Consider the following 17,480-nt stretch of genomic DNA (forward strand, 5'->3'; position numbering starts at 1 on the left):
GGGGCCCAGACGTCCGCTCAAGCCCGGCGCAGTCCGTACGCGAGGGCGTCCCCCCGGTCCTCCAACCGCTCGAACCCCGCACGGCCGAGCACCGCCTGTGACGGCGCGTTCGACGGGTCCACCAGACCGAGGATCGATGTGACCTCGGGCCGGTCGAGGGCCCACTCGGCGAGGGCCCGTAGCGCCGTCGCGGCATAGCCGCGACCCCGAGCCGCCTCCGCCAGGTCGTACCCGACCTCCACGCATCCCTCGTCGTCCGGCGGCCCATGGAACCCCATGGCGCCGACGGCCAGCTCGTCCTCGGTGCGGACCAGCACGTACATGCCCCACTCGGGCCGGTGCACCCCCGCGGCGTACGCCTTCGCCGTCCTCCCGGCGGCGCCCCGCGTGCCGCCGAAGGGGCCGCCCTCGATCCAGGTCAGCCCGCCCGTGCCGCCCGCGGCGAGGTCGGCGGCCACCGCGGGGGACACCTCGCGCAGCGCGAGCGCCGGCCCCGCGGGCAGGGAGGGGGAGTTGTGCCAGCGCCAGTGCGTCAGCGGATCGCGCCCCGGCAGGCTGCCGCGGCCCGTGGCCCACAGCAGGACCTGCCACGGCGCGCCGCCCGCGGGCGGCACATGCGGGAAGAGGTGAGCGAGCACCGCCTCGCAGAGTTCGGCGGGCGGCTCCGCGTCGACGCCGAGCGCCTGAGCGATGTCGTACGTATGGAGAAGGACCTCGGCGACGCCCATCGCGGCGAAGCCGGCCGCGTCCGCGCTGCCGTGCGGGTAGGGGTGGAAGCCGCGGACGCCGCGGGGCGTGGTGCGGACCACCGCGGCGAGCAGGCCGCCACTCGCCTCGATCGCCCGGATCGCGCCCTCGGGGCCCGTGCCCTCGTCGAGCGCGGCCTCGAAGGGGATCCAGGAGTCGGTGGCCCGGCCCGTCAACTGTCCCGCGTACGCGACGAAGTCGCACACGATGTGTTCCGCCGTCGTCAGGCAGCTCCAGTCGAGCCCGCCCGCCTTGGCCTCCCAGTTCCCGTCCGCCGCGGCCCGCAGCACCCGCGCCGCGTGCGCGACGGCCTCGTCGATCCTGTCCCCACCCATGAGCAGCATGCGCGGAGCGTACGGGAGGGCGGGGGCGGCGGGCACCTGGGTTTACGGGTCGAGCAGGGCCAGCTCCGTCGCCAGGTTCTCGCGCGCCGGGGACTCCCAGACGGCCGCCCCGTGCGGGGTCCTGAACAGGCGTGGCAGGGCGAGGAGTTGGCGCAGTACCGCCGCCCTCCCCGCGCGGAACGCCTCGTCCGGCACGAATCCGTACTCCTCGCGGACGGCCGCCGCGTAGGCGGCGTACGCGTCCGGGGCCGCCGCGAGGATCGCCAGGTCGGCGTCGCACAGCGCCTCGCCGTTGTGGTCGCCGTCGGCGGGGTCGTGGGTGACGGTCAGGCGGACGAGGCGGGCCACCTCGGAGGTCCGCGCCGCCGACAGGCCCGCTTCCGGCAGGGCGCGTTCGGCCAGGCGGGCCGAGCGCTCCTCGTTCTCGGAGCGGTCGGGCGCGTACACCGCGTCGTGGAACCAGGCCGCGAGGCGGACCAGGTCGGGGTCCTCGGCGTGGTCTTCGAGTACGTCGATGTGGTCGAGGACCGCCGTCAGATGGGCGGTGGTGTGGTAGCGGCGCTGCGGCTCGGCCCAGCGGGCGAGCAGGTTGTCGGCGAACCGGTACGGGTCGTGGACGCACTCGTCGGTGTCCCGTGCGCGCAGCAGCGTCCTGAGCCAGCGCTCCCGCAGCGGCTCGTGGTTCTCGTCGTCGGCCATGGGAGGAGCGTATCCCTTGCGGCCTTGTATACCCTGGGTGGGTATGACGGCTTCCCCGGAGTCCGGTACTCATCACCGCCCGCCTCGCTGGTCGCCGCGCTCGGCATGTCCCTCGCTTACATCCCGGCGATGATGGCCGCGATGGCGGGTGCCCCGCAGGAGCGGGCCGGTCTCGCCTCCGGCATCGTCAACACCACCTGCCAGGTCGGCTCGGCGCTCGGCCTCGCGGCGGGGGTGCGCGGGCTTGTCACCCTGCTGGTGATGCGGGGGGAGTCCGCGGCGGCGAAGGAGAAGGTTTCGGTGGACGCCCAGTCGATCGCCGGACAGGCTCCAAGAGCGACAGGGGGGCTGGGCAACTCCAGTCCGCCCGTTGCCATGTGCGCGTTCGAACGGTTGGCTTCCGGCATGACGACCACATCTGACGAGACGTACGAACCCGAGCGCGCCGGACGGCTCCTCCGTACCGAACGCGACGCTCTGATACCGCTGCTGAGGTCCGCCCCCGACGAGGCGTACGCGATCCGCACCTGCTGTCCCGGCTGGACCGTGCGGCATATGCTCGCGCACTGCGGCTCCGCGCTGATGCGGGTCGTGGAGAGCCGCTTCGGCGAGGGCGTGTTCAGCGCCGAGAGCAACGACCGGGACATCGCCGAACGCGCCGACTGGCCCAACTCCCGCGTCGTGGACGAGCTGGAGCGCGGCATGTCCGAGGCGGGGCCCGTCATGGCCGCGGCCAAGGGGATGCTCGACGGCGTCGCGCTGGGGGAGTGGGTGCACGCCGGTGACGTGCGCGAGGCGTGGGGGAAGCCGGGAGCGTACGGCGGTGCGGGGCTCGTGGACGCGCTGCCGCTCCTCGGGCAGTTCAGCCGGGGGGATTTCAGCGCGGTGACGCCCGGCCTCGCGGTGCACGCCGACGTGGACGGGTGGGACGAGCCGCTGATCCTCGGCGCCACGGACGGCCGGCGGCCCCCGGCCCGCTACATCGGCGACGCGCCGACCCTGATCCGGATCTGCGCGGGACGGCCGCTGGCGGGGACGCGGTACGAGCTGGCGGGCGCCGCGGAAAAGGAGTTGGCGCTGTTCGACTGACGGGCATCATGAGGGGATGACCGCTTACGAACCCGGCGTACCCGCCGATCCGGACGTGCTCCACCCCATGCCCGGCCAGGAGCGCCTGGTGCTGCTCAAGCCGCTCGTCAAGTCGCCGCTGATCGAGGTCGGCGACTTCTCGTACTACGACGACCCCGACGACCCGACCGCCTTCGAGACCCGCAACGTGCTCTACCACTACGGGCCGGAACGGCTGGTCATCGGGAAGTTCTGCGCGCTGGGCGAGGGCGTGCGGTTCATCATGAACGGCGCCAACCACCGCATGGACGGCGCCTCGACGTTTCCGTTCCCGATCATGGGCGGGTCGTGGAGCGAGCACTTCGACCTGATCACCGGGCTGCCGGGGCGCGGTGACACCGTCGTCGGCCACGACGTCTGGTTCGGTTACCGCGCCACGGTCATGCCGGGCGTCCGGATCGGGCACGGCGCGGTCATCGCGTCCGGGTCGGTGGTCGTCGACGACGTGCCGGACTACGGCATCGTCGGCGGCAACCCGGCCCGGCTCATCCGCCGCCGCTTCGACGACGAGGACATCGCCAGGCTGCTCGAACTGGCCTGGTGGGACTGGCCGATCGAGCACCTGACCGAGCACGTACGCGCCGTCATGTCCGGCAGCGTGGCCGAGCTGGCGGCCGTGGCACCGAAGGAGAGACACCGAAGGGAAACACACCCGAAGGGAAACACACCGAAGGGAAACACGCGTACCCCGGAGGTCGACTGACCTTCGGGGTACGCGTGGACGCGTGGCAGGGGGTGGCGGTCAGTGCTGGTGGCCGCCGCCCTTCTCCGCGTGCGCGCCGCCGCCCGCGTGCACCGTGAACGCCGCCGTGCGGACCTCGCCCTCGTGCTTGAAGTCCAGGAACAGGCGGTACGCGCCCGCGCTCGGCGCCGTCGCCATGAAGGAGACGCCGGGGCCCGCCTCGGTCTTCCCGTCGCCGGGCGCGCCGTTCGGGTGGACGTGGAGGTAGGCGAGGTCCCCGGAGCGCAGGGCCACCAGGTGGCCGTAGGCGCCCAGGTAGGGCTGGAGGTCGGTGACGGGCTTGCCGTCCTTCGCCACGTTCAGGGTGAGGTCGCCGCCCGCGCCCGTCTTCAGCTCGCCCTTCAGCGTCACGTCGTAGCCGTCCACCGTCGCGGTCGTGCTGTGCGCGGGCAGCTCCTTCGGCGTGGCCTCGCCGGCCACCGCGAGGTCCGCGCCGAGCGTCAGGCCCTCCTTCGCGCCCTCGGGGCGGAAGTCGGCGAAGACGCGGTAGCCGCCCGCCTCCGGTAGCTCGACCTTGGTCGACCAGGTGCCGTCCGCCGCGCGGGTGGGGTGCAGATGGCGGTAGGTGGTCAGGTCGCGTGAGGCGACGATGAGGTGCAGCTCCTTGTCGTGCTCCTTCTGGTACGCGGTGACGTTCCGCCCCGTGGAGTCCTTGACGACGTCGAAGCGCAGCTCTTCCTTGCGGCCCGCGTCGACGCGGGCCGTCTTGAGGTCCAGCGTGTAGCCGCGCTCGGAGATCTGGAGGCCGCCGGGAGCGGTGTCGCCGTGCTTCCCGTGTCCCGCGCCTTCTTCTTTGCCGTTCATCTGCTTCCCCTCCCGCTGCTCGCCGTCGTGTCCACCGTGCTGAGCCTCCGGCGCCCTGTCCGTGACGGGGTCGACGCCCTTGCCCACTCCGTACGCGGTGCCGAAGGTCGCGGCGACGGCGGCGGCGAACGCGGTGATCTTCAGTCCGGTGTTCATGACGGCTCCCTGAGTGATCCCCGGCCGGCTGTTCCGGTCGGTCGGCCTCGATGCATTCGAAGATACCCCCCCAGGGTATTAAGTCAAGCCCGGATTTCTCGGTGGTCGCCCTTGCGGCGCGTACCCCCCGGGGGTATAAATGAGTCCCGTAAGGCCGATACCCAGCGGGGGTATAGGTTCCCGCTCCGCACAGGAGGCACCCATGAGCACCGACGCGATCACCACCACGTACAAGGTCGACGGCGTCCACAGCCCGCACTGCCAGGGAGTCGTCACCGATGTCGTCGGCGGCCTCGACTTCGTCACCGCCGTGCAGGTGCGCATCCCGGAGGGCCTGGTCACGGTCACCACCGCCGCCGAGCCCGACGACACCCGTATCGCCGAGACCGTCGAGGACGCCGGTTACGACTACGTCGGCCGCGTCTGACACCGCCCGCCTGCCCGCCCACCACCCCGCCCCCACGTCACGAGGAGCCCGCAGACATGTCCACCACCACTCCCGGCACGCCCGAGGCGGCCTCCCCCGCTTCCACCGCAGAAGTGGAACTCGCCATCGGTGGCATGACCTGCGCCTCGTGCGCCGCCCGGATCGAGAAGAAGCTCAACCGCATGGACGGCGTCGAGGCGACCGTCAACTACGCCACCGAGAAGGCCAAGGTCAGCTACCGCGGCGAGGACATCTCCGTACAGGACCTGATCTCGACCGTCGAGGCCACCGGGTACACGGCCGAGGAGCCCACGCCCGTACAGGACGAGAGCGCGTCGTCGGACGACGGCGAGGAGCGGCGGGCCGACGACGCGCTGCGGCCGCTGCGCGAGCGGCTGATCACCGCGGTGCTGCTCTCCGTACCGGTCATCGCCATGGCGATGGTCCCCGCCCTGCAGTTCGAGTACTGGCAGTGGCTCTCCCTCACCCTGGCCGCGCCCGTCGTGACCTACGCCGCCTGGCCCTTCCACAAGGCGGCCTTCACCAACGCCCGGCACGGCGCGGCCACCATGGACACGCTGATCTCGGTCGGCACCTCGGCGGCGTTCCTCTGGTCGCTGTGGTCGCTGTTCTTCGGCACCGCCGGGACGCCCGGCATGACCCACCCCTTCGAGCTGACCATCGCCAGGAGCGACGGCGCGGGGAACATCTACCTGGAGGCCGCGGCCGGCGTCACCGCCTTCATCCTCGCCGGGCGCTACTTCGAGGCCCGCTCCAAGAGGAAGGCGGGCGCCGCGCTGAAGGCGCTGCTCCAGCTCGGCGCCAAGGACGTCACCGTGCTGCGCGACGGAGGACGCGAAGAGACCATCGCAGTGGGCGACTTGAAGACCGGCGACCGTTTCCTGGTCCGCCCCGGCGAGAAGATCGCCACGGACGGCAAGGTCGTCGAGGGTGCCTCGGCCGTGGACGCCTCCATGCTCACCGGCGAGTCCGTGCCCGTCGAGGTCGCCGAGGGCGACTCCGTCACCGGCGCCACCCTGAACGTCGGCGGACGCCTCGTCGTCGAGGCCACCCGCGTCGGCGCCGACACCCAGCTCGCCCGCATGGCCAAGCTGGTGGAGGACGCGCAGAACGGCAAGGCCGCCGCCCAGCGCCTCGCCGACAGGATCTCCGCGGTCTTCGTGCCGGTCGTCATCGGCCTGGCGCTCGCCACCCTCGGCTTCTGGCTCGGCAACGGCGCGGGCCTCACCGCCGCCTTCACCGCGGCCGTGGCCGTCCTGATCATCGCCTGCCCCTGCGCCCTGGGCCTCGCCACCCCGACCGCCCTCATGGTCGGCACCGGCCGCGGCGCCCAGCTCGGCATCCTGATCAAGGGCCCGGAGGTCCTGGAGTCCACCCGCAAGGTCGACACCATCGTCCTGGACAAGACCGGCACCGTCACCACCGGCAAGATGACCCTGCTCGCCACCCACACCGCCGACAACACCACAGAGGCCGAGGTGCTGCGCCTGGCCGGCGCCCTGGAGCACTCCTCGGAGCACCCCATCGCCCAGGCCGTCGCCGCCGGAGCGGCCGCCGAGGTCGGCACGCTGCCCGCCCCCGAGGACTTCGCCAACATCGCGGGCCTGGGTGTTCAGGGCATCGTCGAAGGGCATGCGGTGCTCGTCGGCCGCGAGGCACTGCTCGCCGAGTGGGAGATCCACCTTCCGGTGGCGCTGGAGCGGGCGAAGGCCGAGGCCGAGGCGGCCGGACGTACGGCCATCGCGGTCGCCTGGGACGGCGAGGCGCGGGCGGTCCTGGAGGTCGCCGACGCGGTGAAGGACACCAGCGCCGAGGCGATCACCCGGCTGCGCGCGCTCGGCCTGACCCCGATCCTCCTGACCGGCGACAACAAGGCGGTCGCCGCGTCGGTGGCCGCGGAGGTCGGCATCTCCCCGGAGCACGTCATCGCCGAGGTCATGCCGCAGGACAAGGTCGACGTCGTCAAGCGGCTGCAGGCCGAGGGCCGCTCGGTCGCCATGGTCGGCGACGGCGTGAACGACGCCGCGGCCCTCGCCCAGGCCGACCTGGGCCTGGCGATGGGCACGGGCACGGACGCCGCGATCGAGGCGGGCGACCTGACGCTCGTCCGCGGTGACCTGCGGTCCGCGGCGGACGCGATCAGGCTCTCGCGCCGCACCCTGGGCACCATCAAGTCGAACCTGTTCTGGGCCTTCGCCTACAACGTCGGCGCGCTGCCGCTGGCCGCGTCCGGCCTGCTCAACCCGATGATCGCGGGTGCCGCCATGGCCTTCTCCTCGGTCTTCGTGGTCGGCAACAGCCTGCGCCTGCGGGGGTTCAAGCCGCTGTCCTGACGCCCTGACCGCTCCCCGCGGTCAATTGATCCACCCCGGTGCGAGCGACTCGGCTCGCACCGGGGTGTTCTGCGCGTAGGCTGGTAATTGGACTAGACCTGTGGGAAGGAAGAGGCAGCCATGAGCAAGCGTGCAGTCCTGGAGGTGATCGCCCTCGACGCCGAGGACGCCGCCGCCGCCCAGGCCGGCGGTGCGGACCGCCTGGAGCTGGTGACCGACATGGCCGCGGACGGCCTCACGCCGTCGCGTGAGACCTTCGCCGCGATCCGGTCCCGTGTCGACATCTCGCTGCGCGTCATGCTGCGGCTGGCCGACGGGTTCGCCGCCGGTGACGTCGAGGCGCTCGTGCGCCGTGCGCGCGAGCTGAGGAGCGAGGGCGCCGACGAGTTCGTGCTCGGCTTCCTCGACGAGGCGGGCGGGCCCGACCTCGCCGCGGTCGAGACGCTCGTCGACGCGCTCGACGGCTGCCGCTGGACCTTCCACCGGGCGATCGACCGGGCCGCCGACCGTGACGCCCTGCGCAAGCAGCTCGCGGACCTGCCGGGCCTGGACACGTACCTCACGGCGGGGGCCGCGGGCGGGGTCGACGAGGGGCTGCCGACGCTGGCCGCCGAGGCGGCGCGGCGGGGGGAGCCCGGGTATGAGCCGCAGCTGCTGATCGGTGGCGGGCTGCGGTTGGAGCATCTGCCCCGGCTGAAGGCCGCGGGGGTCGACGCGTTTCATATCGGAGGGGCGGCCAGGCCCGACGGGTGGTCGGGGCCGGTCTCCTCGCAGGCGGTGGCGCGGTGGCGTGCCGCCGTCGACGTGTAGTCGCTCCGCTGGGGTGGGCAGAATTCGGGGCGCTCGGTGGGGCCTGCGGTACAACTGAGGGGAGAGGGAGGGGATTTGATGACCGCACCTACCAGCCGTGCGCTGCCCGCCGCCGTGGCGGCGCTCACCGCGACCGTCGCGCTCTACATCACGCTCGTCGCGTTCGGGAACATCACCGACTTCGGCACGAACCAGCAGTTCGTACGCCATGTCCTCGCGATGGACACCACCTTCAAGGACGACGACCTGATGTGGCGCGCGGTGGAGTCCACCGCGCTCCAGGACGCCGCGTACATAGCGATCATCGTCTGGGAGACCGTCGCCGCGCTCGTCCTCATCGCGGCGACGGCGCTGTGGGCCGGTGCCCTGCGGCGCCGCGCGGGCTTCCGGCGCGCCCAACGCCTCGGGACCGTCGGCCTGTTGATGGTGCTGCTGCTGTTCGGGGCCGGGTTCATCGGCGTCGGCGGCGAGTGGTTCGCCATGTGGCAGTCCGAGGACTGGAACGGCCTGGACGCGGCGACCCGCGTCGTGACGCTGGCGGGCATCGTGCTGATCGTGAGCCATCTGCCGTCCGCCGCGGTTTCGGCGGACGGCGCCAAGGGAGCTGATAGCTAGGCGAGTTGCTTCGGCAGCGGCGCCGCGTGCACGACGATCAGGCCGGAGACGGCGCGGGTCAGTGCCACGTACAGCCGGCGCAGACCCGTCCGCTCGTCGGGCTCGCCGTCGACGACGGCGGCGGGCTCGTCGAGCACCACATAGTCGTACTCAAGGCCCTTCGCGAGGGACGCGGGCACCAGCGTAAGCCGGGTGTCGGGCGTGGTCTCCTGCCCGGGGGAGAGGTACGTGAGACCGGCCGCCGTCAGCGTCTCTGCCAGCGCGGGAATGCGGGCGTCGGCCGCGATGAGCCCGATGGAACCCTCCTGCCGCAGTGACTCGACGCACGCCTCAAGGCAGGCCGAGTCCAGCTCGCCCCCCTCCCCCTGCCGCACCGTGAGCGAACCGGGCGACTCACGCACCGAGGCGACCTCCGTGAGCCCCGGCGCGATGTCGGGCAGCAGCCGCGACGCGTACGCGATGACTTCGCGCGGCACGCGGAAACCGGCCGTCAGCTCCTCCACGACCGCGTCCGCCTTGCCCAGATGCCCAAGAGCCTCGGCCCAACTCCGGGTCGCCCACGGCGTGGTGCCCTGCGCGAGGTCACCGAGGACGGTCGCCGAACCGGTCGTGCAGCGCCGCCCCACCGCGCGGTACTGCATCGGGGACAGATCCTGCGCCTCGTCCAGCACGACATGGCCGAGCGAATGCGTACGCGATACGAGATCGGTGGCCTCGTCGATCAACACGGCGTCCGCGGTCGACCACTTGGCGGACTTGACGCTGCGGGCGGGCTTGCTCCACAGCACGGCCTTCCGCTCGTCCTCACTGAGGAGGCCCTCGGAGTGCGCGGCGAGGAACTCCGCGTCGGAGAGCAGCCGCAGCACCAGCTTCGCGGGATCGACCGGCGGCCAGATGGCCTTCACGGCGGCCTTCACCGCGGGGTTGCGCGCGACGGCGTCCTGCACACGGTCGTCGGGGGCCTCGCCCGACTGCTCCATGTGGACGAGAACGGCATGGGCGATGCGCTGCGGAAGCGCGTCGCGGGCGGCGCCGTACCGTATGTCACGCGCGAGCAACTCCCTCACAGTCTCCTCCAGTTCATACGCGGGGACGCGCCAGCGCCGGGAGCCGCGCACGACGACCACGGGCTCGGTCGGCAGGGTGACGTGCGAGCGTACGGCCCTGCGCAGCACCTCAGCCATACGGGCGTCGCCCTTGACGAGGGCGGCGGCGGAATCGTCCGTGCCGCGGACCTCCACGTGGGCGACGAGGTCGTCGACGGTGGCCTGCTTGACCTCCAACTCGCCGAGCGCGGGCAGCACCTGCTCGATGTAGTGCAGGAAGGAGGCGTTGGGCCCGATGACGAGCGTCCCGGTCCTGGCCAGCCGGTCCCGGTGGGCGTACAGCAGATAGGCGACACGGTGCAGACCGACGGCCGTCTTCCCGGTCCCGGGCCCGCCCTGCACGCAGACGCTTCCGGTGAGGCCGCTCCGTACGATCTCGTCCTGCTCGGGCTGAATGGTCGCGACGATGTCCCGCATCGGACCGACGCGGGGCCGCTCGATCTCCTGCTGGAGCAGCTTGCTGGTCCGCTCGCCCTCGGAGGGGTCGCTGAGGTGCTCGTCCTCGTACGCGGTGAGGTCGCCGCCCGTGTACCCGAAGCGGCGGCGCAGCGCGATGTCCATCGGGTTCTTCTTGGAGGCCCGGTAGAACGGCTGGGAGACCGGCGCACGCCAGTCGATGACCATCGGGTCCCCGTCGGCGTCGTGCACGTGCCGCCGCCCGATGTAGAACTGCTCGCCCTCGGCGCCTTCGGCCTGCTTGGCGCCGGGGGCGTGCAGATAGTCGAGCCGCCCGAAGAAGAGCGGGGTGTGGGCGAGATCGGCGAGGGACTTGATCCGCTCGTCGATCTGCCGTTGCAGGACGGCGGCGTTCACCCAGTTCGCGGTGACGTCGCGGATGTCGAGGGCCTGCGCGTCCGCGCGCATGGCGCGCAGCGCGGAACGGGACGCGGCGAGGTGCCCCCGCTCGCGGGCGAGGGGGTCGGTCTGGTCGTGCGCGTGCACGGGATGCCTCCGGCGGTTCTGCGGGGTGGGCCTGTTGCTGCCGCCCGGTTTCCGTCCGGACGGCGGCGCTCCGCGGGGGAGGCCGGGGAAGGGGGCATCTTAGGCGCGGGGTGAGGGGCGGTGCCAACGGGTTTTCCGGTGGTGACCTCCGGGTCAGTCGTCGTCGGCCAGTTCCGCGACGCCCGTGATGCGGTGCAGGGGGAAGGTCCGTACCTCGTCCGCCGTGTGGTCGTACGCCGTGACGAACCCGCCCTCCACGCGTACGGGGGCGATCACGCGCTGGCTTGCGGCGCCCTCGGCGTTGACGTAGCCGATCCAGACCGCCTCGCCCGTCATCACCGCGGCCTGCATCGTGGCGAGGGTCTCCGCGGACGTCGTACGGGGCAGCCCGCCGCTCGGTGTCTGCGGGGTCTCCTTGCGGGGCGCGGTCGAGGCCAGGTCGCCCGCGCGGATCGCCCGTACGGCCGCGCCGATCAGCGTGGCGTCGGGCAGCGGCGGCCCGTCCGGCACCGGCTCGGGGGCCGAGCGGGGCGGGGTGCGGTGGGCGTGGGCGCGGGTGATCAGTACGTCGCCCTCCGGGGACTCCGCGGAGGGCGCGAAGCCCATGGTGCGCAGGGCTTCGAGGAGCGTGCCCGGGTCCGCCTGGGCGGCCAGCACGGTGGGCGCGAGGCGGCGCAGACGCAGGCCCTGGGAGCGCTTGTCGGCCAGGATCTCGTTGAGCAGCGCCTCGTCGTCGCAGCGTACGTACGCGGAGGCGGCGCCGATGCGCAGGTGGCCGTGTCTGCGGGCCACGTCGTCGATCAGATACGCGAGGGGCTGCGGAACCGGCGTACGGGAGTGGGCGGTCAGAAACGCGTGCAGATCGGACGCGGCCTGCCCGGCGTCGAGCGCGCGGCGCACGGAACCGGGCGTGAAGCGGTAGACGGTGGCGCCGCCCTTCGACTCGACGTCGGCGAGCACGGCGAGGGCCTCGGCGAGCGGCCGCTGCAGCGGCCCGGGCGCCACGGCCGTGAGGTCGGCCTGGAGCAGGACGTGATCGAGCGGTTCGGGCAGCAACGGGGCGAGCAACCGCGCGGCACGCTCGGCGGCGACGGCCTGCTCGACACCGGTGACTGGCCGCTGGCCCCGACCACCACCGCCCGCATCCCCAGCCGCGCCCGTTTCCGCGCCCGCGGCTCCGGTCCCGCCCGCGCCCGCGCTCCCGGCCCCGGTCCCGGCCCCGGTCCCGCCCGCGCTCCCGGCCCCGGCCCCGGCCCCGGTCCCGGCCCCGGTCCCGGTCCCGCCCGCGCTCCCGGCCCCGGCCCCGGCCCCGGTCCCGGCCCCGGTCCCGGTCCCGCCCGCGCTCCCGGCCCCGGTCCCGGCTCCGGTCCTGGCACCGGCTTCGGCTCCGGTCCTGGCTCCGGTGCCGGGCCCTGCCCCTGCGCTGACCCCTGCCCCTGCCCCGAGCCCGGCCCCTGCTCCCGCATCGGACTCGGCCCCGGCCAGCAGTGCCCTGCCATGCGTCGACAGGGCCCCCCGGCCCGTGACGCCGAGCAGTTCCGCCTCGTTCAGCGTCCACTGGGCGATGCGGGTGCGGAGGTCCAGCGAGGTGGGGGAGGGGCGTTCCCAGCGGAGGCGGGACAGGAGGGAGTCGGGGGCGGGGGCGGTGCCATCGGGGAGTGCGGCCAGGAGGGTGAGGACGCGGCGGCGGACCTCGGGTGACGCCGAGCGGTCCAGGTGCGGGCCCAGCGCGGACAGCGTGCGGTCCTTGCCGTCACGGCCGCCGATCAGGCCCGCCGTGCGGGTCGCCGCCAGCCAGGCCGTGGCGAGGGACGCCCAGCGCCGGGGCGCGGGCAGCTCCTGCCACTCGTCGTACGCGGGAGTCGCCGCGTACCGCTCGTCGGCCTCGCCGTCGGCGGCCACCAGGCCCGCCGCGTACGCCAGCTCGACCCAGAAGGCGGCCAGCGGCTCCGGCATGTCGAGCGCCACCGCCGTCCGCTTCAGGTCACGCACGCTCAGCCCGCCCGCGCGCAGCACCGTGGGGCCGCCCTCGTCCCACTCCTTGAGGAGCTCCTCGACGGTGGCGAGCGCCGTGTACGCCTGGCCCGCCGCCGCGGCGTCCACAACCTGTGGACGGTGTTCACGCGCCACCTCGACGGCCGGCGGCACCGGCTCGGGCACGCGGTGCGCGCGGCCCGCACGCAGGTGCAGGGCCACCTCGCGGGGCAGTACGACCGTGCCCGGAGCGGTGGGCAGGAGCAGCCCCCGGTCCAGGAGCCAGCGCAGATGGCGGGCCGGGTCCGCGGTGACCTGGCCGTAGGGAGGGCCCCAGACCAGCCGGGACAGGACCTCCACGGACTCGGCGGGCGCCTCGTCCAGGAGGGCCGACATGCGGGCGCGGTCCGTGAACAGCGCGGTGAGGGACTCCACCGCCGACACCGCGTCGTGGGTGGTGGGCAGGCCCGCCGCGGCCACGATGTCCTGGATGCGGTTGGGCGACATGCCGGCCGTGGCCTCGACGACGGTCGGGCCCAGACCGGTGGGGGAAGGGCGCTGAGGGCTCGGCGCGAGCAGCTCGCGGGCCGTGCGGACCAGACGCAGACGGTCACCGGAACCCCAGACGAGGGCCTGCTCGTGGAGGATGCCGAGGGCGCGGGGCAGCGCCGCCTCCACCGCAGGGTTCCCGTCGTCACCGGCAAGGAGCCCGAGGACCTCCTCGTACGTCGTGGGCTCCTGGGCGACCGCCAGCGTCTCCGCCACCTGCTGCGCGAAGCGGTCGAGGCGCTCCAGGGCACGCACCACGGAGGCCCGGGTGCCGGCCCGGGTGGCGAGCTGCGTCAGGTCGGTGGGCACGGGGCTGAGAAGGTCCGGGCGGGCATGCAGCAGCCCCGCGAGGGCGTCGTCCTCACGGGCACGGAGCGCTTCGGCGAGGGAGCGGGGGGTGTCCGCGCCGCGCGGCGGTGCGGGCGCGCTGTCCGTGGGCTGCGGCGGCTCGTCGGTGCTCATCCGGCTCACGTTAGCGGGCCGGGGGCCTCAGCGGTGTCCCCGCGGGGCTCGGGCGGTGCTTTGCCCACGGGTTGCCCGCGGATCGCCCGTGGATCGCCCGCGGATTGTCGTGGCCGGGCGCGCCGTTCCCCGCGCTTCTTCGGGGCCCGGCTGTATCCGACGTCACCACCCGGCCCCCGCCCGATGCGGCACACTGGACGTTTGGCCTAGTGAAAGGGCGCTCGCGTGAACGGTCCCCTCATCGTCCAGTCGGACAAGACTCTCCTGCTCGAGGTCGACCACGAGCGGGCCGACGCCTGCCGTCGTGCCATCGCGCCCTTCGCGGAGCTGGAGCGGGCGCCGGAGCACATCCACACCTACCGCGTCACCCCGCTCGGCCTGTGGAACGCGCGCGCCGCCGGACACGACGCCGAGCAGGTCGTGGACGCGCTCGTGGAGTTCTCGCGGTACCCCGTGCCGCACGCGCTGCTCGTCGACGTCGCCGAGACGATGGCCCGGTACGGCCGCCTCACGCTCTCCAAGCACCCCACCCACGGGCTCGTGCTCACCACCACCGACCGGCCCGTCCTCGAAGAGATCCTGCGGTCGAAGAAGGTCCAGCCGCTCGTCGGCGACCGGCTCGACCCGGACACCGTCGCCGTGCACCCCTCCGAGCGCGGACAGGTCAAGCAGACGCTGCTGAAGCTCGGCTGGCCCGCCGAGGACCTCGCCGGGTACGTGGACGGCGAGGCGCACAAGATCGACCTCGACGAGAGCGGCTGGTCGCTGCGGCCCTACCAGCAGCAGGCCGTCGAGGGGTTCTGGCACGGCGGCAGCGGAGTGGTCGTACTGCCCTGCGGCGCGGGGAAGACCCTGGTCGGCGCCGGGGCCATGGCGCAGGCCAAGGCCACCACCCTCATCCTCGTCACCAACACCGTCTCCGCCCGCCAGTGGAAGCACGAGCTGGTGAAGCGGACCTCCCTGACGGAGGACGAGATCGGTGAGTACAGCGGGACCAGGAAAGAGATCCGGCCCGTCACCATCGCCACGTACCAGGTGCTCACGACCAAGCGGAAGGGCATCTACCCGCACCTTGAGCTCTTCGACTCGCGCGACTGGGGTCTCGTCATCTACGACGAGGTGCATCTGCTGCCCGCGCCGGTCTTCAAGTTCACCGCCGACCTCCAGGCGCGCCGCCGCCTCGGCCTGACCGCGACCCTCGTACGGGAGGACGGACGCGAGTCCGACGTCTTCTCGCTCATCGGGCCCAAGCGGTTCGACGCCCCGTGGAAGGAGATCGAGGCGCAGGGCTACATCGCGCCCGCCGACTGCGTCGAGGTGCGGGTCAACCTCACCGACAGCGAGCGGCTCGCGTACGCCACCGCGGAGCCCGAGGAGAAGTACCGCTTCTGCGCGACGACGGCGACCAAGCGGAAGGTGACCGAGGCGCTGGTCAAGAAGCACGCCGGTGAGCAGACCCTCGTCATCGGGCAGTACATCGACCAGCTCGACGAACTCGGTGAGCACCTCGACGCGCCCGTCATCAAGGGCGAGACGACGAACGCGCAGCGCGAGAAGCTGTTCGGCGCCTTCCGGGAAGGCGAGATTTCGGTCCTCGTCGTGTCGAAGGTCGCCAACTTCTCCATCGACCTGCCGGAGGCCACCGTCGCCATCCAGGTGTCGGGCACATTCGGGTCACGGCAGGAGGAGGCCCAGCGGCTCGGGCGCGTGCTGCGGCCCAAGGCGGACGGGCACGAGGCGCGCTTCTACTCCGTCGTGGCGCGCGACACCATCGACCAGGACTTCGCCGCGCACCGGCAGCGGTTCCTCGCCGAGCAGGGGTACGCGTATCGGATCGTCGACGCGGACGAGTTGCTGGCGGAGAGCTGAACCCGGCTCCTGCGCCGGTGGTTCAGGCGCCCGCCAGCATCGACACCGGGATCACCGCGACCGACGTACAGGCGAACGCCGTCCGCAGCCATGCCGCGGGCGAGTCGCGCGGTGTGCGCCAGCCGGCCGTGAGGCAGCCGAGGCCCGCGAGCACCGCCAGGACGTAGCGGGCGACCAGGTCCTGGTGCTCCGGTGACGACGCGCCGCCGATGCTCGCGTCGAGCGCGACCACCAGCCAGCCGAGTGCCAGGAGCAGCAGCACGACGGGGGTCGCGAGGGCCAGGGCCAGGACGCGGGACGGCGGCGGGACGGGGTGCGCGGCGGCGTGGGCGGCGTTACGGGCGGCCCACGCGGCGCGGGGCTCCGTGGGCGGGGCGGGCCGCTCTTGTCTCATGCGGTGAGTCAACCCCGGCGCGCGGGGGCGGCACGTCCGTGCGCGTACTCATGTACGTACTCAGCAGCGGCAGCAGCGCCAGGGCCAGCAGCGGATACGGCGACGCCGCCGGCTGCTGCCACCAGGGCAGCCGGAGATCCAGGTCGCCCTGGTGCGGGAGCAGCCAGAAGGTGCGGGCCGTGAAGAGCACGGCGACGGCGGCGGCCAGACGGGGCCTGCCCTCGGCGATCAGGAGCGCCAGGAGCGGTACGCACCACACCCAGTGATGGGACCAGCTGATCGGGCAGATCAGCAGGGTCGTGAGGGCGGCCAGGAGCAGGGCCCGGGGGCTGTCGGCGGGCATACGGCGGGCCGACCAGAGGCCGACGGCAGCCGTGAGCGCTGCGGGGAGCGCCCAGGCCAGGCCCGGTTCCGCCTCGTGCAGGACGCGGGCGATCAGGCCCTGGAGCGACTGGTTGTCGACGATCCACGCCTTGCCGACGCGGCCCGTCTCGAAGACGCGGCGCGTCCAGAAGTCGACGCTGGCGGCGGGCAGGACGAGCACGCCGAGCAGCACGGTCCCGGCGAAGGCCGCCACGGCGGTCGCCGCCTCGCGCACGCGTCCCGCGACGAAGAGGTACGCGATGAAGAAGGCCGGGGTGAGCTTGATCCCGGCGGCGACCCCCAGCGCGAGCCCCTTGACGGGCGCGCCCTTCGGCCTGGTCAGGTCCCAGAGGACCAGGCAGGCCAGGGCGAGGTTGATCTGCCCGAAGACGATGGTCTGGAAGACGGGTTCCAGCCACAGGGCGAGGGCGGTGGCGGTGCAGAGGTGACGGAGGCGGGGGCGGGGCCGGAGGTCGGTCAGGCGGCAGGAGAGGTGGATGAGCAGGCCCAGGAGGGCGGTGTTGCCGACGAGGAAGGTGAGCTTCAGGGCGGGGAGGGGGAGCCAGGTCGTCGGTACGAAGAGAAGGGCGGCGAACGGCGGGTAGGTCGCCGGGAGTTCCCACTCGGTGACGGTGAACCCGTACAGATCGCCGCCGCCCTCGACGACGGCCTGGCCCTCGGCCCGGTAGACGAGGGTGTCGGCCATGGGGATGTGCTGGAGGGCGCAGAGGGCGGCGAGGGCGGTGAGGGAAGCGGTGAGGAGGGCGGGGGCGGGGGCTCCGCGGGGTGGCTTCACGGGTGGGGAGGCTATCTGACGGGGCGTCGGGGGCGGGGCCTCCTGGGGGCCTGCGCGGTCACCCGGGTGATCGCCTCGTAGGGGCCAGGCCCGCCGCTGCGCGGCGGATGCTTCCCACCCACCCGCCCGTTTGCCCGGCGCCACGATCGCCTCGTAGGGGCCAGGCCCGCCGCTGCGCGGCGGATGCTTCCCACCCACC

At 73.2% G+C, this 17,480-nt stretch carries 14 protein-coding genes and 1 pseudogene; 8 read left to right on the forward strand and 7 right to left on the reverse strand.

Annotated features, from left to right (window positions below; translation table 11 throughout):
* Positions 1–17: 17 nt before the first annotated feature.
* Together ACWDVB_RS36285 and ACWDVB_RS36290 are read right to left on the reverse strand one after the other, a co-directional pair.
* Entirely contained in the window at positions 18–1,091 is a 1,074-nt protein-coding gene (locus ACWDVB_RS36285; RefSeq protein WP_451519080.1) for a GNAT family N-acetyltransferase, read from the reverse strand.
* A gap of 42 nt (positions 1,092–1,133) precedes the next feature.
* On the reverse strand, positions 1,134–1,790 hold the full coding sequence (locus tag ACWDVB_RS36290) for an HD domain-containing protein (RefSeq protein WP_451519081.1): 657 nt from the start codon (positions 1,788–1,790) through the stop codon (positions 1,134–1,136).
* A gap of 78 nt (positions 1,791–1,868) precedes the next feature.
* Between ACWDVB_RS36290 and ACWDVB_RS36295 the strand changes: the two are divergent.
* From ACWDVB_RS36295 to ACWDVB_RS36305, 3 genes and pseudogenes are all read left to right on the forward strand, one after another.
* Positions 1,869–2,021: pseudogene (locus tag ACWDVB_RS36295) on the forward strand (MFS transporter); the annotation flags it as partial.
* Positions 2,022–2,195: 174 nt separating this feature from the next.
* Positions 2,196–2,879, forward strand: a complete 684-nt coding sequence (locus ACWDVB_RS36300; RefSeq protein WP_451519093.1) for a maleylpyruvate isomerase family mycothiol-dependent enzyme — start codon at positions 2,196–2,198, stop codon at positions 2,877–2,879.
* A gap of 16 nt (positions 2,880–2,895) precedes the next feature.
* Positions 2,896–3,621 (forward strand): CatB-related O-acetyltransferase, encoded by a 726-nt coding sequence (locus ACWDVB_RS36305; RefSeq protein ID WP_451519082.1) that lies wholly within the window; start codon positions 2,896–2,898, stop codon positions 3,619–3,621.
* Positions 3,622–3,660: 39 nt separating this feature from the next.
* Here ACWDVB_RS36305 and ACWDVB_RS36310 read toward each other — a convergent pair whose 3' ends face one another.
* On the reverse strand, positions 3,661–4,620 hold the full coding sequence (locus ACWDVB_RS36310) for a hypothetical protein (protein WP_451519083.1): 960 nt from the start codon (positions 4,618–4,620) through the stop codon (positions 3,661–3,663).
* 202 nt (positions 4,621–4,822) lie between these two features.
* Here ACWDVB_RS36310 and ACWDVB_RS36315 point away from each other — a divergent pair, with 202 nt between their 5' ends.
* The 4 genes from ACWDVB_RS36315 (at position 4,823) to ACWDVB_RS36330 (ending at position 8,826) form a co-directional block, all read left to right on the forward strand.
* Positions 4,823–5,047 (forward strand): heavy-metal-associated domain-containing protein, encoded by a 225-nt coding sequence (locus ACWDVB_RS36315; protein ID WP_451519084.1) that lies wholly within the window; start codon positions 4,823–4,825, stop codon positions 5,045–5,047.
* A gap of 56 nt (positions 5,048–5,103) precedes the next feature.
* Positions 5,104–7,401 carry a heavy metal translocating P-type ATPase gene (locus ACWDVB_RS36320; protein WP_451519085.1) on the forward strand — a complete coding sequence of 766 codons (2,298 nt, stop codon included), beginning with the start codon at positions 5,104–5,106 and terminating at the stop codon, positions 7,399–7,401.
* A 120-nt stretch (positions 7,402–7,521) separates the two neighbouring features.
* Entirely contained in the window at positions 7,522–8,211 is a 690-nt protein-coding gene (locus tag ACWDVB_RS36325; RefSeq protein WP_451519086.1) for a copper homeostasis protein CutC, read from the forward strand.
* A 78-nt stretch (positions 8,212–8,289) separates the two neighbouring features.
* Entirely contained in the window at positions 8,290–8,826 is a 537-nt protein-coding gene (locus ACWDVB_RS36330) for a DUF2165 domain-containing protein (RefSeq protein ID WP_451519087.1), read from the forward strand.
* On the opposite strand, the gene ACWDVB_RS36335 is transcribed toward ACWDVB_RS36330, so the two are convergent.
* Together ACWDVB_RS36335 and ACWDVB_RS36340 are read right to left on the reverse strand one after the other, a co-directional pair.
* On the reverse strand, positions 8,823–10,874 hold the full coding sequence (locus ACWDVB_RS36335; protein WP_451519088.1) for a HelD family protein: 2,052 nt from the start codon (positions 10,872–10,874) through the stop codon (positions 8,823–8,825). The genes ACWDVB_RS36330 and ACWDVB_RS36335 overlap by 4 nt on opposite strands.
* 153 nt (positions 10,875–11,027) lie before the next feature.
* The gene (locus ACWDVB_RS36340) at positions 11,028–13,859 is read right to left on the reverse strand and encodes a helicase-associated domain-containing protein (RefSeq protein WP_451519089.1); all 2,832 of its coding nucleotides are present in this window, start codon (positions 13,857–13,859) and stop codon (positions 11,028–11,030) included.
* Between the two features lie 225 nt (positions 13,860–14,084).
* Between ACWDVB_RS36340 and ACWDVB_RS36345 the strand changes: the two genes are divergently transcribed.
* The gene (locus ACWDVB_RS36345; RefSeq protein ID WP_451519090.1) at positions 14,085–15,728 is read left to right on the forward strand and encodes a DNA repair helicase XPB; all 1,644 of its coding nucleotides are present in this window, start codon (positions 14,085–14,087) and stop codon (positions 15,726–15,728) included.
* A 22-nt stretch (positions 15,729–15,750) separates the two neighbouring features.
* On the opposite strand, the gene ACWDVB_RS36350 is transcribed toward ACWDVB_RS36345, so the two are convergent.
* Together ACWDVB_RS36350 and ACWDVB_RS36355 are read right to left on the reverse strand one after the other, a co-directional pair.
* On the reverse strand, positions 15,751–16,122 hold the full coding sequence (locus tag ACWDVB_RS36350; RefSeq protein ID WP_451519091.1) for a hypothetical protein: 372 nt from the start codon (positions 16,120–16,122) through the stop codon (positions 15,751–15,753).
* A complete protein-coding gene (locus ACWDVB_RS36355) occupies positions 16,064–17,191 on the reverse strand; it encodes a glycosyltransferase 87 family protein (RefSeq protein ID WP_451519094.1) in 1,128 nt (375 codons plus the stop codon). The genes ACWDVB_RS36350 and ACWDVB_RS36355 overlap by 59 nt, the downstream gene beginning before the upstream one ends.
* Positions 17,192–17,480 lie beyond the last annotated feature (289 nt).

The organism is Streptomyces sp. NPDC003379 (genome assembly GCF_053589195.1).